The sequence below is a fragment of the Alteromonas sp. ABV4_150 genome (assembly GCF_056311745.1).
In genome coordinates, this window is record NZ_CM149971.1 from 538,102 (window position 1) to 554,013 (window position 15,912).

Annotated in this window: 17 protein-coding genes; 10 read left to right on the forward strand and 7 right to left on the reverse strand. The window is 43.4% G+C overall.

The genetic code is table 11. The annotated features are described in order from the left end of the window. Nucleotides 1–32: 32 nt before the first annotated feature. A complete protein-coding gene (locus ACYX4M_RS02310; RefSeq protein ID WP_476081728.1) occupies nucleotides 33–911 on the reverse strand; it encodes a LysR substrate-binding domain-containing protein in 879 nt (292 codons plus the stop codon). Between the two features lie 189 nt (nucleotides 912–1,100). On the opposite strand from ACYX4M_RS02310, the gene ACYX4M_RS02315 reads away from it, so the two are divergent. Beyond that, entirely contained in the window at nucleotides 1,101–2,258 is a 1,158-nt protein-coding gene (locus tag ACYX4M_RS02315) for an S-(hydroxymethyl)glutathione dehydrogenase/class III alcohol dehydrogenase (RefSeq protein ID WP_476081729.1), read from the forward strand. An 89-nt stretch (nucleotides 2,259–2,347) separates the two neighbouring features. Here the strand turns inward: ACYX4M_RS02315 and ACYX4M_RS02320 are convergent, their stop codons facing one another. The 3 genes from ACYX4M_RS02320 to ACYX4M_RS02330 form a co-directional block, all read right to left on the reverse strand. Beyond that, entirely contained in the window at nucleotides 2,348–2,980 is a 633-nt protein-coding gene (locus tag ACYX4M_RS02320; protein WP_476081730.1) for a carbohydrate binding domain-containing protein, read from the reverse strand. A 96-nt stretch (nucleotides 2,981–3,076) separates the two neighbouring features. Then, nucleotides 3,077–3,721: a response regulator gene (locus ACYX4M_RS02325; protein ID WP_476081731.1), complete on the reverse strand. Its 645-nt coding sequence runs from the start codon at nucleotides 3,719–3,721 to the stop codon at nucleotides 3,077–3,079. Beyond that, nucleotides 3,718–5,016 (reverse strand): sensor histidine kinase, encoded by a 1,299-nt coding sequence (locus tag ACYX4M_RS02330; RefSeq protein WP_476081732.1) that lies wholly within the window; start codon nucleotides 5,014–5,016, stop codon nucleotides 3,718–3,720. Before ACYX4M_RS02330 ends, ACYX4M_RS02325 begins: the two co-directional genes overlap by 4 nt. Nucleotides 5,017–5,189: 173 nt before the next feature. Between ACYX4M_RS02330 and ACYX4M_RS02335 the strand changes: the two genes are divergently transcribed. From ACYX4M_RS02335 to arsB, 6 genes are all read left to right on the forward strand, one after another. After that, on the forward strand, nucleotides 5,190–5,957 hold the full coding sequence (locus ACYX4M_RS02335; RefSeq protein WP_476081733.1) for a hypothetical protein: 768 nt from the start codon (nucleotides 5,190–5,192) through the stop codon (nucleotides 5,955–5,957). 196 nt (nucleotides 5,958–6,153) lie between these two features. Next, nucleotides 6,154–6,834 (forward strand): protein-tyrosine phosphatase family protein, encoded by a 681-nt coding sequence (locus tag ACYX4M_RS02340; RefSeq protein ID WP_476081734.1) that lies wholly within the window; start codon nucleotides 6,154–6,156, stop codon nucleotides 6,832–6,834. Nucleotides 6,835–6,960: 126 nt separating this feature from the next. Then, on the forward strand, nucleotides 6,961–7,314 hold the full coding sequence (locus ACYX4M_RS02345; protein WP_476082841.1) for a metalloregulator ArsR/SmtB family transcription factor: 354 nt from the start codon (nucleotides 6,961–6,963) through the stop codon (nucleotides 7,312–7,314). A gap of 130 nt (nucleotides 7,315–7,444) precedes the next feature. Next, the gene (locus tag ACYX4M_RS02350; RefSeq protein WP_476081735.1) at nucleotides 7,445–7,912 is read left to right on the forward strand and encodes an arsenate reductase ArsC; all 468 of its coding nucleotides are present in this window, start codon (nucleotides 7,445–7,447) and stop codon (nucleotides 7,910–7,912) included. A 74-nt stretch (nucleotides 7,913–7,986) separates the two neighbouring features. After that, entirely contained in the window at nucleotides 7,987–8,661 is a 675-nt protein-coding gene (gene arsH / locus ACYX4M_RS02355; RefSeq protein WP_476082842.1) for an arsenical resistance protein ArsH, read from the forward strand. A gap of 23 nt (nucleotides 8,662–8,684) precedes the next feature. Next, a complete protein-coding gene (gene arsB, locus ACYX4M_RS02360) occupies nucleotides 8,685–9,725 on the forward strand; it encodes an ACR3 family arsenite efflux transporter (RefSeq protein ID WP_476081736.1) in 1,041 nt (346 codons plus the stop codon). Nucleotides 9,726–9,810: 85 nt separating this feature from the next. On the opposite strand, the gene ACYX4M_RS02365 is transcribed toward arsB, so the two are convergent. Then, entirely contained in the window at nucleotides 9,811–10,209 is a 399-nt protein-coding gene (locus tag ACYX4M_RS02365) for a response regulator (protein ID WP_476081737.1), read from the reverse strand. 179 nt (nucleotides 10,210–10,388) lie between these two features. Between ACYX4M_RS02365 and aceK the strand changes: the two genes are divergently transcribed. The 3 genes from aceK to ACYX4M_RS02380 all read left to right on the forward strand — a co-directional run bounded on the left by aceK (nucleotide 10,389) and on the right by ACYX4M_RS02380 (nucleotide 14,488). Beyond that, nucleotides 10,389–12,122: a bifunctional isocitrate dehydrogenase kinase/phosphatase gene (gene aceK / locus ACYX4M_RS02370; protein WP_476081738.1), complete on the forward strand. Its 1,734-nt coding sequence runs from the start codon at nucleotides 10,389–10,391 to the stop codon at nucleotides 12,120–12,122. 264 nt (nucleotides 12,123–12,386) lie between these two features. Continuing rightward, nucleotides 12,387–13,067 carry a response regulator transcription factor gene (locus ACYX4M_RS02375; RefSeq protein WP_474871542.1) on the forward strand — a complete coding sequence of 227 codons (681 nt, stop codon included), beginning with the start codon at nucleotides 12,387–12,389 and terminating at the stop codon, nucleotides 13,065–13,067. Beyond that, nucleotides 13,064–14,488, forward strand: a complete 1,425-nt coding sequence (locus ACYX4M_RS02380; RefSeq protein ID WP_476081739.1) for a sensor histidine kinase — start codon at nucleotides 13,064–13,066, stop codon at nucleotides 14,486–14,488. Before ACYX4M_RS02375 ends, ACYX4M_RS02380 begins: the two co-directional genes overlap by 4 nt. A gap of 134 nt (nucleotides 14,489–14,622) precedes the next feature. On the opposite strand, the gene ACYX4M_RS02385 is transcribed toward ACYX4M_RS02380, so the two are convergent. Both ACYX4M_RS02385 and ACYX4M_RS02390 read right to left on the reverse strand, forming a co-directional pair. Continuing rightward, the gene (locus ACYX4M_RS02385; protein ID WP_474805286.1) at nucleotides 14,623–15,183 is read right to left on the reverse strand and encodes a DUF3833 domain-containing protein; all 561 of its coding nucleotides are present in this window, start codon (nucleotides 15,181–15,183) and stop codon (nucleotides 14,623–14,625) included. A 57-nt stretch (nucleotides 15,184–15,240) separates the two neighbouring features. Continuing rightward, entirely contained in the window at nucleotides 15,241–15,864 is a 624-nt protein-coding gene (locus ACYX4M_RS02390; RefSeq protein WP_476081740.1) for a chalcone isomerase family protein, read from the reverse strand. Between the last annotated feature and the right edge of the window lie 48 nt (nucleotides 15,865–15,912).

The following is a 15,912-nucleotide window of genomic DNA, read 5'->3' on the forward strand; positions in this document are numbered from 1 at the left end:
TGTATTTCGATCACTATTTTGGCGAGGGTGCTTCAACTGTCTGAAACAAGGTGTTGAGCTAAAAAATCCACCAGCAGCCTAATTTTGGGTGCAACATTTCGGTTTGAAGGAAATACCGCCCAAATAGCCTCTCGCTCGTCTTTATACTCGGGAAACAGCTCTATTAGCTGACCTGAGGCTAGTGCTTTACGCACGTAAAACCCGGGCAGTTGTGCAATACCTAAACCAGCAATTGCGGCGCTGCATAGGGCATTACCGCTGTTATACCGTACTCTCCCCTGTACAGGAATTGATTGAATTTTATTATCAATAAGTAAACGCCAATAGGGCTGTGACCCCACCAGCAGCGAGTGCTCTTTTAACTCTTCAATACTTTTGGGCTGACCTTGCTCTTTAAAATAATCCCTACTTCCGCATACAAATAAGTGTCGAGTAGCTAGTTTTTTGGCAACCAGCGTCGAGTCTTCTAATTTGCCAATGCGTATGGCAAGGTCGAGGCCTTGCTCGACAATATCGAGCTTTTCGTTTGAGAAGGTGCACTGTACGCTGATACCGGAATACTTTTGCATGAACGTATTGAGAAGAGGGGCAATAAAGGCTTCGCCAAACGCTACCGGAGCGGTAAGTTTAATTAGCCCTTGCGGTGATGCTTGCAGTGCGCTCACCGCTAGTTGGGCATCTTCGAGCGCCTTTAACGCGGGCATTGCCTGCTGAAAATACTGCGTACCCGCTTCAGTAAGCGATACGCTGCGCGTTGTACGCTGTAACAATTTTACGCCTAGCTGCTTTTCAAGTGATGCGACTTTACGGCTTATCTGAGCCACTGACGTATCTAGCTTATTCGCAGCCCCGGTAAAATTGCCAACATCAGCCACTGCACAAAACTCGGCTATACCTTCAAGAAATTTCATTATTGCCACTCGCAAAACAAAAGTAGTTCAAACTAATCCGCCCTTCTGTGTACCAATTCTATTTGGCAAACTCATTTATTACAAATTTGCAAAAGTGATTTACTGAAATTGTATTTATCATTAGTAAACCGTCTCCTATACTTTGGCCTATAAAACAACATCAAAGATTTATGATTAAGGAGTCATTACATGGCGTCATTCAAAGATTCGTTGCAACAGGGTCAAACGCACATTAAGTCAAAAGCTGCGGTGGCTTGGGGCCCAGGTGAACCGTTAAAAATGGAAGAAGTGGACGTAGAGCTTCCCAAGAAAGGTGAGGTCCTAGTGCGCATTGTTGCAACTGGCGTGTGCCACACTGACGCATTTACATTATCAGGTGATGATCCCGAAGGCGTATTTCCTTCAATTTTAGGCCACGAAGGTGGTGGTATTGTTGAAATGGTCGGTGAAGGTGTGACTAGTGTAGAAGTTGGCGACCACGTTATTCCTCTTTACACCGCAGAATGTGGCGAATGTAAGTTCTGTAAATCAGGTAAGACTAATCTTTGCCAAGCAGTGCGCGAAACGCAAGGTAAAGGTCTAATGCCAGATGGCACAAGCCGTTTTTCTAAAGATGGCGAGCCAATTTATCACTATATGGGCTGCTCAACGTTCTCTGAGTACACTGTTCTACCTGAAATATCGCTAGCGAAAGTAAACAAAAATGCGCCGCTAGACGAAGTTTGCCTGCTTGGTTGTGGTGTAACTACGGGTATGGGTGCTGTACTTAAAACTGCAAAAGTGCAACAAGGCGATACGGTTGCTATTTTTGGCCTAGGCGGAATTGGTCTATCAGCCATCATTGGAGCGCGCATGGCAGGCGCTGGTCGCATTATTGGTATTGATATTAACGAGAGCAAATTTGACCTAGCGAAACAGCTCGGCGCAACTGACCTAGTTAATCCTAAGAATTTCGACAAGCCTATTCAGGAAGTGATTGTTGAAATGACTGACGGCGGCGTTGACTACTCATTTGAATGTATTGGTAACGTCAACGTTATGCGCTCTGCGCTTGAATGCTGCCACAAAGGCTGGGGTGAATCAGTGATCATCGGAGTGGCAGGCGCAGGACAAGAAATTTCAACGCGTCCATTCCAGTTGGTGACAGGTCGTGTATGGCGCGGTTCTGCTTTTGGTGGTGTTAAAGGTCGCTCAGAACTGCCAGGTATTGTTGAACAATACCTAAACGGTGATTTTGGCCTCCAAGAGTTTATCACTCACACCATGGGTCTTGATGAAATAAACGAAGCGTTTGATTTAATGCATAAAGGCGAAAGCATTCGCTCTGTTGTGCATATGGACAAATAAGCATTAGAACCAAAGCGCAGATATTTTTGCATAAAAAAACAAAGGCCCGCATAAATGCGGGCCTTTTCGTAATTACCATATGTGTAAGTCTATTTGGCTCTTTTGCGTCTTATAAACGCAAAAACTGAAAGAGGTAGCAAAATAGCCAAGCTCGCTGGCTCACTAACTGAAACACTGGATACACTCGCTAATCTAGGCGCTTCAGTTACCACGATATCATCAACAAAATTGCCATAGGTTCCTGTATTGATGGTAGAAAAACGGATGGTTGTCAGTGCAGTTTGTGCAACAAAATCACCGTAGAACTCAGACCAGCTTTTAATAGCATGATCATCAAACACCTGACTGTATAAAACGCTATTGGTATCACTAAGTATGTCTAACTGGAAACTTTCTCCACTGCGTCGTGCTGCATAGGCAAATGACACATCGTAAGCATTTCCCGCCTCAGTAGAAAAAGTCTGAAAAATCGAATATTGACCTCCGTTTCCATTAGCATTTAGTTCAGCGTATTGGCTACCATCAAAAGCGTTTAAACGTTGAAAGTTATCCCATAACTCCATATTCGTGCCGCTCCAACCCTCTACCGTTCCAGCGGTGAAGGCTTTCCAGCTGTTACTTCTGATATCGTTATTTTCAAAACTACCGTTTAATATCAAGTTAGCATGAACGGACGTACTCACACCGAAAACTAAAAATAGAACTGTTAACCACTTGCTCATGTACTTCTCCAAAACCACGCGCGATTCTATGAGTATATTTTACCAAGTGGTCCAACCTGTGTATCTTATTCTTTAGCATGTTGTATAAAAGTATAACTAAATAATCCCCTGCTCTAGTGCTTTGAGTACGGCCCTTGTTCTATCTCTTACACCAAGCTTAGCCATGATCGATGAAACTTGATTTTTAATCGTGCCTGTAGATTTGAACATGGCATCCGCAATTTCTTTATTACTGTAACCCGCAGCGATCAAACGGAGAATTTCGACTTCTTTCTCAGTAAGTGGCTCTGGATTTTCAAACGACTCAAATTCTACGTTCAGTCCTTTCAAGCCTTGCAACACTTTTTCGGTCACCGCGGGCTGAATTAGCGTTTTGCCATTTTTTATTTGTGTAATAGTGTCTACCAGGGTTTCTAGCGACACATCTTTAAGCAGGTACCCTTTTGCGCCGGCGCGCATAGCGCCGTTTACCAGCTCGTGATCGTCAAACGTAGTAAGCATTAGCACTGGCGTACTAATCCCTTTATCACTCAGTGCAAGTAAAGTATCGATACCCGATAATTTGGGCATGCGAATATCCATTAATATCACATCGCAGTTTGAACCGTTTTCACTATCAATGAGCTGTTGACCATTTTCGTATTCGCCAACAACTTCAACGCTATCATCAAGCCCTAAAAGTGATTTGATGCCTTCCCTTACCAGCATTTGATCTTCAACTAAAATAAGGCGTGTTTTCATTCGCCCTCCGGTATGTGAATTGCGATGCGAAAACCCTGCTCGGTTTGCTGCCAGCTGATAGTTCCATCGAGCTCATGAACCCGTTCCTGCATTCCTTTAAGGCCATTGCCAGCCACCACATGACTTGAAGTGTCAGATTCGCTTGGCCCTGCTTCCTTTTGAACGCCTTCTGCATAAGCGCCTTCTGAATAGCTACATGGTGCTTTGTCGAAAAGCGGTATGCTACTTAGCTGCTCATCACTGAGTTTCTTATCTGCAGCATGCGGCACCATACTGTCGTGCATGAGTAGGTTGTAAGCGCCGTTGTGTTGCGTCAGTGATAGGGAAAAATAATGCGCCTGTGTATGGCGAATCACGTTTGTTAGCGCCTCCTGCATACTTCGCAAAAGGCAATCTGCAATTCGCACGTTGGTTAACATTAAATTGTCGTCAATGTGCAGATTTACCATCGGCCTAGGCAAATCTTTGATTAGTGCGTTTACCGCTAATGAAAAATCAATAGCCGCATTTTCTCGAATGTCAGAAATCGCTTCTCTAACATCAGAGAGCAAAAGCTTTGCGATACTGTGGGACTGCTCAACGTGTCGCTTTATACCTTGCGATTCAGTGCTCTCTAATAAATCTGCCTTTCTCGACGCGACTTGAAGGTTGATGGTAAGCGCCGTCAAATGATGCCCTAAAACATCGTGAATATTTCGCGCTATACGCAGGCGTTCATCTTGAGTAAGCGCCTGCTTCATTAGTTGCTGAGTACTTAATAATTGTCTATTAAGCGCATCAGCTTCTTCACGTGCTTTCGATTCTTTAATGGCCGTGTTTGACATGATCATGGCAAATAAATTGAATGTCCAAAAAAGCGCGCCGGTTAAGAAAGCTTGCTGTTCTTGCCACACCCATCCTTGGATGAGGATTGTGGGCAGAGCCAATGGTATTGAAAGCACGATGCACGTTTTCCAATTAACATAATAAGGAAGAATGGCGGACCAAATAACAATGAAGATGGCAAGGTAGGCATAGGGAAGCAAAAACTGGCTCAGAACCGCTAATAGAAACATCGCCCATAACGTTGGCAGCCTTAACGAGGGCATACTGTGATCATGCCTACTGACAATCACAAAAGTCACGGCGAGCATATAAAAAATAGCAATGGCAGAGAGGGTTCGCCAATGCATGAATGAGTACTGATGATACAAGAAGTAAAGTGCAGAACCGCTTACAAACATCCATGTAATGCAAGCAGATGCGCGCTCAATATCGATGCTCTCTTGCCAATGAGCAGGGATTGAGATTTTCATTCGTTTCTGAGTACCTATATCTTTTCGTTCTTATAGCGCTACTTTGACAAAAAACACTGATAAATGCATAGGCCAGAAGTCACTTTTTATTTCATGACTTCTGGCACTTTTGTCAATCTCGTGAAGTTATCACTATAAACCCACAACTTTGTTCATTGCCAAAGGAAAGCAAGATGCAAACAATTCACGGCTTTATAGTTACGCTTCATATTTTAACCGGTGCTTTGTCACTTATACTGTTTTGGGTGCCTAGCCTTACGGAAAAGGGCGGAAAAGCTCACAAGCAATTTGGTGGCTACTACATAAAAGCAATGCTATTTACGTCTATTAGCGGCGTTATCAGCTCTACCATGGTGTTGTTTATTCCGCTCGTCATCTTCCCAACAATGCCCGAGCACTTTGAGTCTGTTGCTTATTTCACTGCATACCTTAGAGGTCAATATGTCTTTTTGCTGATGTTAAGTCTGTTAGTTTGGAACAACTTAAGACATTCTGTAGCGGTGCTTAAAGTGAAGCAAAACCTTGGGCAGCTGCGCACTATCGAATACTTATGGCTACCCGTTGTGCTTTTTGTCGTCGCGTCCATTGCGTTGTATCAGGGTATTACGTACGGCATCACGCTAACTTGTATCTTTGCCCCTATTGCGCTGTTAAATGCCATTGGTATTGTGCGCTATGTTTATCAAAAAGACATCGTTGCAAGCTCGTGGGTAACTGAGCACATTGGGCATATCATTGGCTCTGGTATTGGCGCTTACACCGCGTTCTTTGCTTTTGGTGGACGCACACTTTTTGAAGGCTTTCCGTCACTTCAACTTATCAGCTGGATTCTACCCGCTCTTATAGGCGTACCTTTTTCCATCTGGCTTAGTTGTAAATACAAACCCAAGTCATCTAGCCTCAAAGCGCCTTCACTAAAGCCGAAGGCAGTGAAAAGCTAGGTAGGTTGACCCAAAATCTAGCGGCTGTTATCAGTGCCACTGTTTGCGCTTGTTGACCTTTACAGAAAATCAAAGGTCCACAAGCCCTAATTACAAAAGGTTGGCTTTACCGTTTGGACAACACGCAATCGAGTGTGTAACGTAAGAGGTGACAGCAACGCCACTATCAAACCGTGTCAAACGAGAGCGCTAATTTATGAAAAAGCCCCAGCCAGCAGAACATACAAGAACGAAAAAATTATTAACGTTTCAAAAGCCTACGTTTAGCTTTACTGTTACAGCTGCTTGTATCAGCTTAGGGCTAGCTTTAAGTGCAACTGTGAACGCTCACGATACAGCATCAAAAATGAACACAGACACACAGATTGAGACCACTCCTACCCTTACGTCTCTCACAAACTACCAAAAAAACGCGCCCTTTATGTATTCTTCTGGCTTGCCTGATGCCTCTCACCTTTCTCTGCTAAAAGAGGAAGGGGTGACACACGTTATAGATTTGATCCCAGGAAATAGAGCGAGCGAGATTTTAACTACCTCAGAATTAGGCCTCGACTACTTTAACGTTCCCGTTGATTGGGAAGCTCCTACATTGGCTAACTTTTTAAATTACGCGGCATTTATGCAAAGCGTAGATGTTAACGAAGACAAGGTACTCACGCACTGTAAACTGAATTGGCGGGGGGCTGCTTTTACCTATCTTTATAGAATTAACGTACTGGGCGAAAGCGAACCAACCGCCAAGACAGACCTTATGGCCATTTGGCACCCAAACCCTACATGGTACGCGTTTATGAACGAAGTTATTACCTATTACAACGGGGTAAACGGCAAACAACTAGCGATGTCGTTTGAGGCCGCCGTTCCTGAAAGCCAATAAATTTTAGCGCTTCCTTAATTAGTTTTTAAACCACTTCATTCCCAATACATATATGAAATTTCAGATGCGTTATTGACACATACGAAATTTCATATACGATATATCACATACGAAATTTCATATGTGATGATTTTTATGTCGAATTGTTGTGAACCTGCGCAGCTAGCGCCCCTAGCATTTTTTAAATGCCTGTCGGAAGACACTCGCTTGAAGACGCTACTAATGCTTAGCGTAAAAGGCGAGTTATGCGTGTGCGATCTCACCGATGCGCTTCAACTAAGCCAGCCAAAAATTTCACGTCATCTTGCAGATTTACGAAAATGCGGTTTAGTGCTCGATACCCGTAAGGGCAAATGGGTGTATTACCAACTTCATCCTGACTTACCTGCTTGGGCGCTAGACGTTATCAAAAACACTGCGTCGAATAATAGTGCATACATCGACGAGCCATTAGCGAACCTGACCTGTGAGAATTGCTAACGTTCACATGCTTTGATGTACATCACTAAGGTGATTACCCCGAGCAAATTGCAAGCTGCTTACTTTTTAACTTTTCCAATTTTTTGATAGCTATTCAAAGTAGCATCAGTCATTTAAATAAGGTTTTTATATGAAGATTTTATACATTTGTACGCACAACCGTTGCCGCAGTATTCTTTGCGAGGCCATCACCAATGCCTCGAACGGCAATGTGGAAGCGCGTAGTGCTGGCAGCCAGCCTGTTGGTGAAGTACACCCTCTTTCTCTTAAATACCTTGCGGAGCGCGGGTTTGATACAAACGGGCTTAAAAGCCAGTCGTGGGATGAATTTGAAGAGTATGAAGCTGATCTTGTTGTCACGGTTTGTGATTCAGCGGCGGGCGAGTCATGCCCAGTTTATTTCGGTAAGTCGCTTAAGGTGCACTGGGGCTTAGAAGACCCGTCAAAGTTAGAAGGAAGCGAGCGAGATAAGGCCGAAGCATTCAACAACACCATCGATATTATTGAAAAGCGTGTAGCGGCATTAGCAGAGCTTGCTGAGAAAAATTTAGATAAAGCAGCGCTTAAAGAGGCGCTATCAAAATTAGGCGCCCAGTAAAGAGTAAAGGTAGATCAATGGAACAGAAAACATCAACAACTGAAAGCCCCTCTGATAACGCAGTAATGGAGCAAATGCACAAGCCGATTATGGCTAACTTTGCATCAAGGTTTTCAGACCACAAGCCGCGCATTTTGTTGCTTTACGGTTCGCTTAGAGAACGCTCTTACAGCCGCCTAGTTATAGAAGAATCAGCCCGATTGCTTGAATACTTTGGTGCAGAGGCCAAAGTTTTTGACCCGCACGGTTTGCCGCAGCCCGATACTGAAGATGAATCACATCCAAAGGTTAAAGAACTGCGCGAGCTTATGATGTGGTCTGAAGGCCAAATTTGGTGTTCGCCAGAGCGTCACGGTAGCATGACCGGCATCATGAAAAGCATGATCGACTGGGTACCGCTTAGCCTTGGTGGCGTGCGCCCTACTCAAGGGAAAACGCTGGCCATTATGCAGGTATCAGGCGGTTCGCAATCGTTCAATGCGGTAAATCAAATGCGTATTTTAGGCCGCTGGATGCGCATGTTAACCATCCCTAACCAGTCTTCTGTGGCAAAAGCGTTTTTAGAATTTGAAGACGATGGTCGCATGAAACCGTCCCCTTACTACAACCGCATTGTGGATGTAGTTGAAGAGTTAGTGAAATTTACTTTACTCACCCGCGACAACAAGGACTTTTTAGTTGATCGCTATTCCGAGCGCGTTGAAAGCGCAGAAGAAGTGAGTAAGCGTGTTAACCAAAAATCGCTGTAAAATTAAGACAAAGGTGAGTAGAAATGGGGTTCTTTGAACGTTATTTATCAGTGTGGGTTGGCCTTTGCATTATTGCTGGGGTGGGCCTAGGTTATGCTTTACCTAGCCTATTTGAGTCTATTGCAGCGCTTGAATATGCACACGTAAATCTTGTAGTGGCAGTACTTATTTGGCTAATGATTTACCCAATGATGGTGCAAATAGACTTCGGCTCTATTAAAGATGTGGGTAAAAAGCCAAAGGGCTTAGTGCTAACCCTTGTGGTTAATTGGCTTATCAAGCCTTTCACTATGGCGCTATTAGGCTGGTTATTCTTTAAAGGTATTTTTGCCGACTGGGTAGACCCGCAAACAGCCACTGAATACATTGCAGGTATGATCTTACTTGGCGTCGCTCCTTGTACTGCCATGGTTTTTGTGTGGAGTCACCTAACTAAAGGGGATGCTAACTACACCTTAGTTCAGGTATCAATTAACGACCTTATTATGGTCGTTGCCTTTGCACCGCTTACCGCCATGCTGTTGGGTGTAACAGATATCACGGTTCCTTGGGACACCCTGCTACTGTCTGTAGCGCTCTATGTAGTATTGCCGCTGGTAGCGGGTTATATCACGCGCCGCCACTTGGAAAACAAAAACAACAGCACACAGAAAACAGGTTCAGGAAACAATGCGGTCGACGCGCTAGTAAGTAAATTTAAGCCGTTTTCCGTAATTGGGTTACTGCTGACAATTGTTATTTTGTTTGGCCTTCAAGCAGAAACGATATTATCGCAGCCCCAGGATATCGTGCTTATTGCGATACCCCTGCTTATACAAACTTACGGTATTTTTGCTATTGCCTACTTTGCCGCAAAGCGCATGAAACTGCCGCACAATGTAGCTGCACCAGCATGTATGATTGGTACGTCTAACTTCTTTGAGTTGGCGGTAGCCGTAGCCATTTCACTATTTGGTTTACACAGCGGCGCAGCGCTTGCCACCGTCGTTGGCGTACTAGTTGAAGTGCCCGTTATGCTTTCGCTAGTGTGGTTTGCGAACAAAACGCGCCATTGGTTTGACTAAGCAGTGTTAACCCAGTCTCCACTGGTGACATTGCAAAAATAAAAAAGGGCGAGCCCATGGCTCGCCCTTCTCATTTTTTAAATTATTAAACCGCAATGGGCGCTTTGTAGGTATCGGGAAGAATGAAACCAAAGCGTTGTAGAACCGACGTAAGTTCGTCGCGTTTAATTGGCTTTTCAATAAAACCTAATGCGCCTAATGACATCACTTTTTCTTGCATCAATGGCTGAATATCACCTGAAATAACAATAACAAAAGTCTCAAGTTTACGGCGTTTGATTTCGCTCAAAACGCTGAGCCCGCCCAGCACAGGCATTGTTAAGTCTAGCAATACAAGGTCAATAGTATGGTGTGCTAATACTTCTAGAGCGTCCATACCATTTGACACTTCATAGATAGCTTCAGCGAACCCATTAGGCAAGTTACTTCTGGCCATTTTCCGTGCTAGCGCTGAATCGTCACAAATCAGAATATTAAAACCCATTAACTACAATCTTATAATTGGTTACTAATCCACCGTTAGAATACATTAAACGAAAGTATAAGAAAATAATAAAAACATCGAATTATTGGCTACTTACTCGATAACGACACCAAACTCTCCTCTCCTATTAGCATGTTTTGTGGTAGATATAAGGCGTAACAAAAAAGGAAAACATCCCTATGCAAGAGTTAGCTGCGAGCCAGGACAAAAACTTGGTGAGAAAAGTTGCCTATCAGATTCTGTCTCATTTCGATAAGAGTTACCGGTGGTTCACCCGAATTACACGGGGCGCTCAAGAAAGATTTGAAAAGGGTAATTGGAAAGAAACCCAGCTAGCCTCTAAAGAGCGTATTACCATTTATGAACAAAGCCTGTCAGATGCGGTTGCCGAGATTTATCAGCTTACTCAGGTCCACCAAAAAGATGATGCTTTTTGGCAAGAGCTTAAAAAGGTGTTTGCGCTACAGCTTGAAGGCCACCCGCAGTTTGAGTTAGCTGAAACCTTTTATAACTCAGTGATTGGTCGCCTGTTTAAGCACAAAAAAATAGACAACGACATGATGTTTGTTCTGCCTAGCCGCTGCTTTTTGCCGGGGCAAGACAGAGACAAAGTAGTCAACAGCTTTGACACCACCACTACCGTACGTGAAATGTACGAGTCGATATTCAAAATTTATCGATACAATATTCCGTTTGAAAACTTTGAAAGGGACTTACAAAACCTTGAGACGGCCCTACGCGCACGATTAAACAAAGAACAACTAGCCAGTGTACAAGCCGTTGAGATCCTAAAGCCTACTTTTTTTCGTGGTAAAGCGGCTTATTTGATTGGTCGCATTTGTATGCCCGATGAAACCCTGCCGTTTGTCATCGCCATGCGAAGATACAACGAGCCACATATGTTTGTTGATGCCTTGCTCACCGACCGCAAAGATCTAAGCGTCATTTTTGGTTTTGCCCGTAGCTATTTTATGGCTGACACCCAAAACCCGGCCGAGGTTGCCGCTTTTTTACAAGAGTTATTGCCGAATAAAAAACACTTTGAACTGTATATGTCTATGGGGCATTACAAACACGGTAAAACGGTGTTTTATCGGAATTTCTTACAGCATATGGACGAGTCGAGTGACAAATTCGAAGCCGCGCCAGGCATTCGCGGCCTAGTAATGATGGTTTTCCACCTGCCTTCCTACGGGGTGGTATTTAAAATCATTAAAGACGAATTTGCTGAAAGTAAGAAAATCACGCGTGAGCACGTAAAAGAGTGCTACAAGTTAGTTAAAATGTCAGATCGTGTCGGCCGAATGGCTGACACCCATGAATACGTTAATTTCAGATTCCCGTTAGGTAGAATTGAACCTGAGCTTATTGAAGAACTAAAAGAAACTTGTGCATCGAGTTTAGAATTTACTGAGACAGAACTTATCATCAAGCACATGTATATTGAGCGTAAAATGACGCCGCTAAATATATATCTTCAAGAAGAAACCGACGAAGAAAAAATAACGCGTGCGCTTGATGAGCTTGGTCTATGTATTAAGCAAATCGCCATGGCAAATATCTTTCCCGGCGATATGCTGCACAAAAATTTCGGTATTACTCGTCATGGCCGCGTGATCTTCTATGACTATGATGAAATTTGTTTAATGAACGAGCGTAACTTTAGGAAGTTGCCAAAATCCGATGACCCCTATGCTATTGATATGCTTTCAGTAGCGCCTAACGACGTATTCCCCGAGCAGTTCGAGCACTTCATCGTCGGTAAGCGAAAGTTCAAAGATATACTTAAGTCATTGCACGGCGACTTGATGACATCTGAGTACTGGCATGAAGTACAAAAGAAATGTGCCCGTGGAGATGTGCAGCATTTTACCCCTTATAACCCGAGCATGCGCTTTAACAAAGGTGGATAGGCTAAATAAGCAAATAAATAGCATCTTCCCTATCACATTAACCTGACGTTTAAAGTGAGCAAGAGCTCTACATATGAGGACAAATTTTAGCTAAATGCGAAAAAGCGTAAAAGTGATCGTTTCAAGCCATATAGCTCGTAAAAGAGGCAAAGCAAAACCGCTTTTCGACTGCTTGTTTTCGCTTGCTGCTTAGTAAACACCGAAATCCAATACCAGCAACGCCGAACAAGTGCATGAATGTAGATAAACAAAAGAGTCGTAATAATGAAAGTGCTACTTGTAGAAGATGATCCAAAGGTTGCCTCGCACATTGCAAATGGACTATTGGGTGAAGGGCATGAATGTATTACTGTAGGTGATGGAACGTCAGGCTACCAACAAGCCGCTAGTAACGAACTAGACGCGGTAATCCTCGACGTAATGTTACCCGAACTCGACGGTTTCTCTGTGCTTGAGAAGCTTCGCGAGGAAGGGAACACGACTCCGGTTTTATTGCTAAGTGCCAAAAGCCAAGTTGAAGATAAGGTCAAAGGCCTTCGCACCGGCGCTAACGATTACTTAACCAAACCTTTCGCCTTTGAGGAACTGCTTGCTCGCGTTGAAGGTTTGGCTGGTCGCAATAAAGAAAACGAAGACAAAACCTTGATTAAAGTTGGCGATCTGACGCTAGACTTAGTTAATCGTAAGGTATTGCGTGGCGATCAAGAAATTGATCTTCAATCAAAGGAATTCCAACTACTTGAATGTCTACTTCGTCATAAAGGTAAAGTTGTAACGCGAAGCATGTTGTTGGAGCAGGTTTGGAATTATCATTTTGACCCGCAAACTAACGTGATTGATGTGCACATTAGCCGCCTACGTCAGAAAGTGGACAAAGCGTTTAATGTGCCACTTATTGAAACGGTAAGAGGCACGGGCTACCGCATAGCGGACGGGCTTGCATGATAGCAATACGCGACTTTACGCGTAGTTCTAGTTTTCGCGTAGGCGTATTGCTCACCACTCTTGCTTGTATTGCCATTGTTCTAATTGTCTATTTTTGGCGATTAACGAGCAGCGACTTGTTTATCTCCGAGTCTAATGCTGCCGTTAATGCCAAAGCTAACGCGCTCGTAACTCTCTATGAAAATCTAGGTATTGATGCTGTAAAGTCGGCCATTATAAGCGACAACAACCAACCTCCTTCTAGCGAAAAAGCCCCCCCTCCTTCATTCAATTATCAACGGTCGTTTGTGGTACTGAGTAAAGATGAGCAAGTAGTCGCCGGGAACTTAGCATCTATTCCACTAGTATTAGAGCGGCACAGAGGGACCAGCTTTGATACTGCGGAAATTGTTATTACTAGGCCTGATAGCTCATCAAGAAAAACTTTGCGCCAAGCATTAATGAGAGAAGATGTATTAGGGGATTATACCCTTTATGTTGGGCGTGGGATCGACGACTTGTATAGCGCACAGTGGTTTGGCAAAACCTTTAGCTGGATCATTGTTGTACTGCTTTGTGCGTTAAGTATCTTGAGCTTTGCTATTGCCGTGTATGTTGTCAATCGAATTAACCGCATGTCTCAAACCGCCGACAAGATAATAAAGACAGGTAGTCTTCAAGAGCGGCTAGAAATTGATAGCAATTGGGATGATCTCAGCAGCCTTTCTTTCGTTTTCAATCAAATGCTGGACACCATTGAAAGCTCGGTTAATAACATTAAGTCAGTCACAGACAGTATTGCTCACGACCTGCGCACGCCGCTTTCAAGACTTCGTAACACATTAGAAAGAATTGAAGACGAACAGCTTCGAGAAGACACCACTCAAGAAGCAGATAACCTACTGAATATGTTTAATAGTTTATTGCGCATAAGCGGACTTGAGACTACGAATAAGAAAGAGGGTTTCTGTAGTACTGATGCCAGAGCTATTGTTGAAGATGTGGTCGACCTTTACCACCCCCTTGCCGAGGAGCGCAATATTCAGCTGTCCAGTCAGCTTGAAAGCGTGACTATGCTTGCTGACCCTAACTTACTTTTCCAAGCTGTAGCCAACGTATTAGACAATGCTATCAAGTATTCAAATGAAAATAGTATGGTTGCGGTTCAGCTAATTACCACGGAAAAACACATCGTTATTGCCGTCAATGATGCAGGCATAGGCGTGGGTGAACACGAGATATTAAATCTAGAACGCCGCTTTTATCGCGCTGATGGCAGCAGAACGAGCAAAGGCAACGGGCTAGGCTTATCACTTGTCTCCGCAATAGTGAAGCTTCACGATGGGCAAACTTGGTTTGTGCACGACCCGCTAATGCAAGGGCATGGTCTGGGTGTTGTTTTTTGTTTTCCGATTAATCTGCGACAAAATCAGCTAGTCTGAATCAGCAAATTGCAGACACTATCTAGATATCTGGTGCGCTAAGTTGTACTCGCTAATTTTATTTTTCTTTTTCTGAATGCTGACCTATGGATGGTACAGGTCAGCAAACTTTCCAGATTTATATCTGTAAATTATCAATCAATTTGCTTTTGCATAAAGATAGTAACTTCTGCCATCACAATACCGAACTTACGAATGTACGAACGGTTCATCATGGTAGTGTCATCGAAAGCCCAAAACCAGTCATCAAATGTTACTGAATAAGTAGTATCATCTACCGGCAAATCCATCTGGTAGTGAAAATTGAAAGCGTTACCATAGCTCGTACCTTTTGCAGGACCATCAATATCACCCGCGTTACCGACAAAAGTGTTATCGCTTTGCTTTACTATTTTCCAAGTCCGAGATTCAGGCCCTTCACCTACACCATAATCAAACGTTTCATCAAGTGTTAGGGTATTCCCCACTATTGAGCCATCAATGTTTACCACAAACCTTTGTACCACCTCACCTGAGCGGTTTTGTACTATGCCCCATGCCTTAACGTTTCCATCGAAAAACTGCTCAATATCAAAAACCGGAGATACCGACTGATAATCTTCACCATCGACCGACACAGAACATCCAGAAAGCCCTGCCATGGTCAATGCTGCAAACCCCACTCCTAAACACAACTTCATCATATTTTTTATCATTTTACTTATCCTGCTCAACTAACCCTGCATGGGCTATATATCTATAAAATCACTAAACTAATCTTTTCCGAGTAGCTTTCTTCTAAACTTAGGTTCCGATGTTTCATCACTTAACCAGATATCAAAAAAACGATGCGTAAACGTTTTGTCACTTATCTCATCCGCTTTTTCGCCGTTTACGTAAAACACGCTTGTGCCTTCTTTCGTTGCAATCCCTGTAATTACATCGCCCTCGCTAACGTCAGGAAAGATACGCTCCATTAGCGACAGCCATTTTTCTGCATCATCGGCAGCGATATCTCCCTGTTTTTTCATTTCATCAATAGAGCGCTCGGCAATCTTTTTCCCTTCAAGATCCCGTTGGTAGGTCAAACGAAGGGCAAAAGGAGGCTGACCAGCGTATTTACCTTCAGAAGCAAAAAGCTCACCGGTGTATACGTCCCAAAAGTAGTAAGAAAACATGCCTTTCCCCACTAGTTTCGCATTAGGAACATATTCATTAATGTTTTCTGAATCATACTCTTTTGCATAGGCGTTGTTTGACATGATGACAGCGCTCAGTGATATGGAAACGAAAATAGCAAAGGTGGATGCTGCAGCTATTTTATTTATGTAATGAAGAAACCATGATGGGGTATAAATCACAGCTTTTCGTGAAATGCCGTTTTGTTTAATAACCATAAAAATGCTCTTATAAAGCGTAATAAAAATTACAGGTCTTTTATTGAA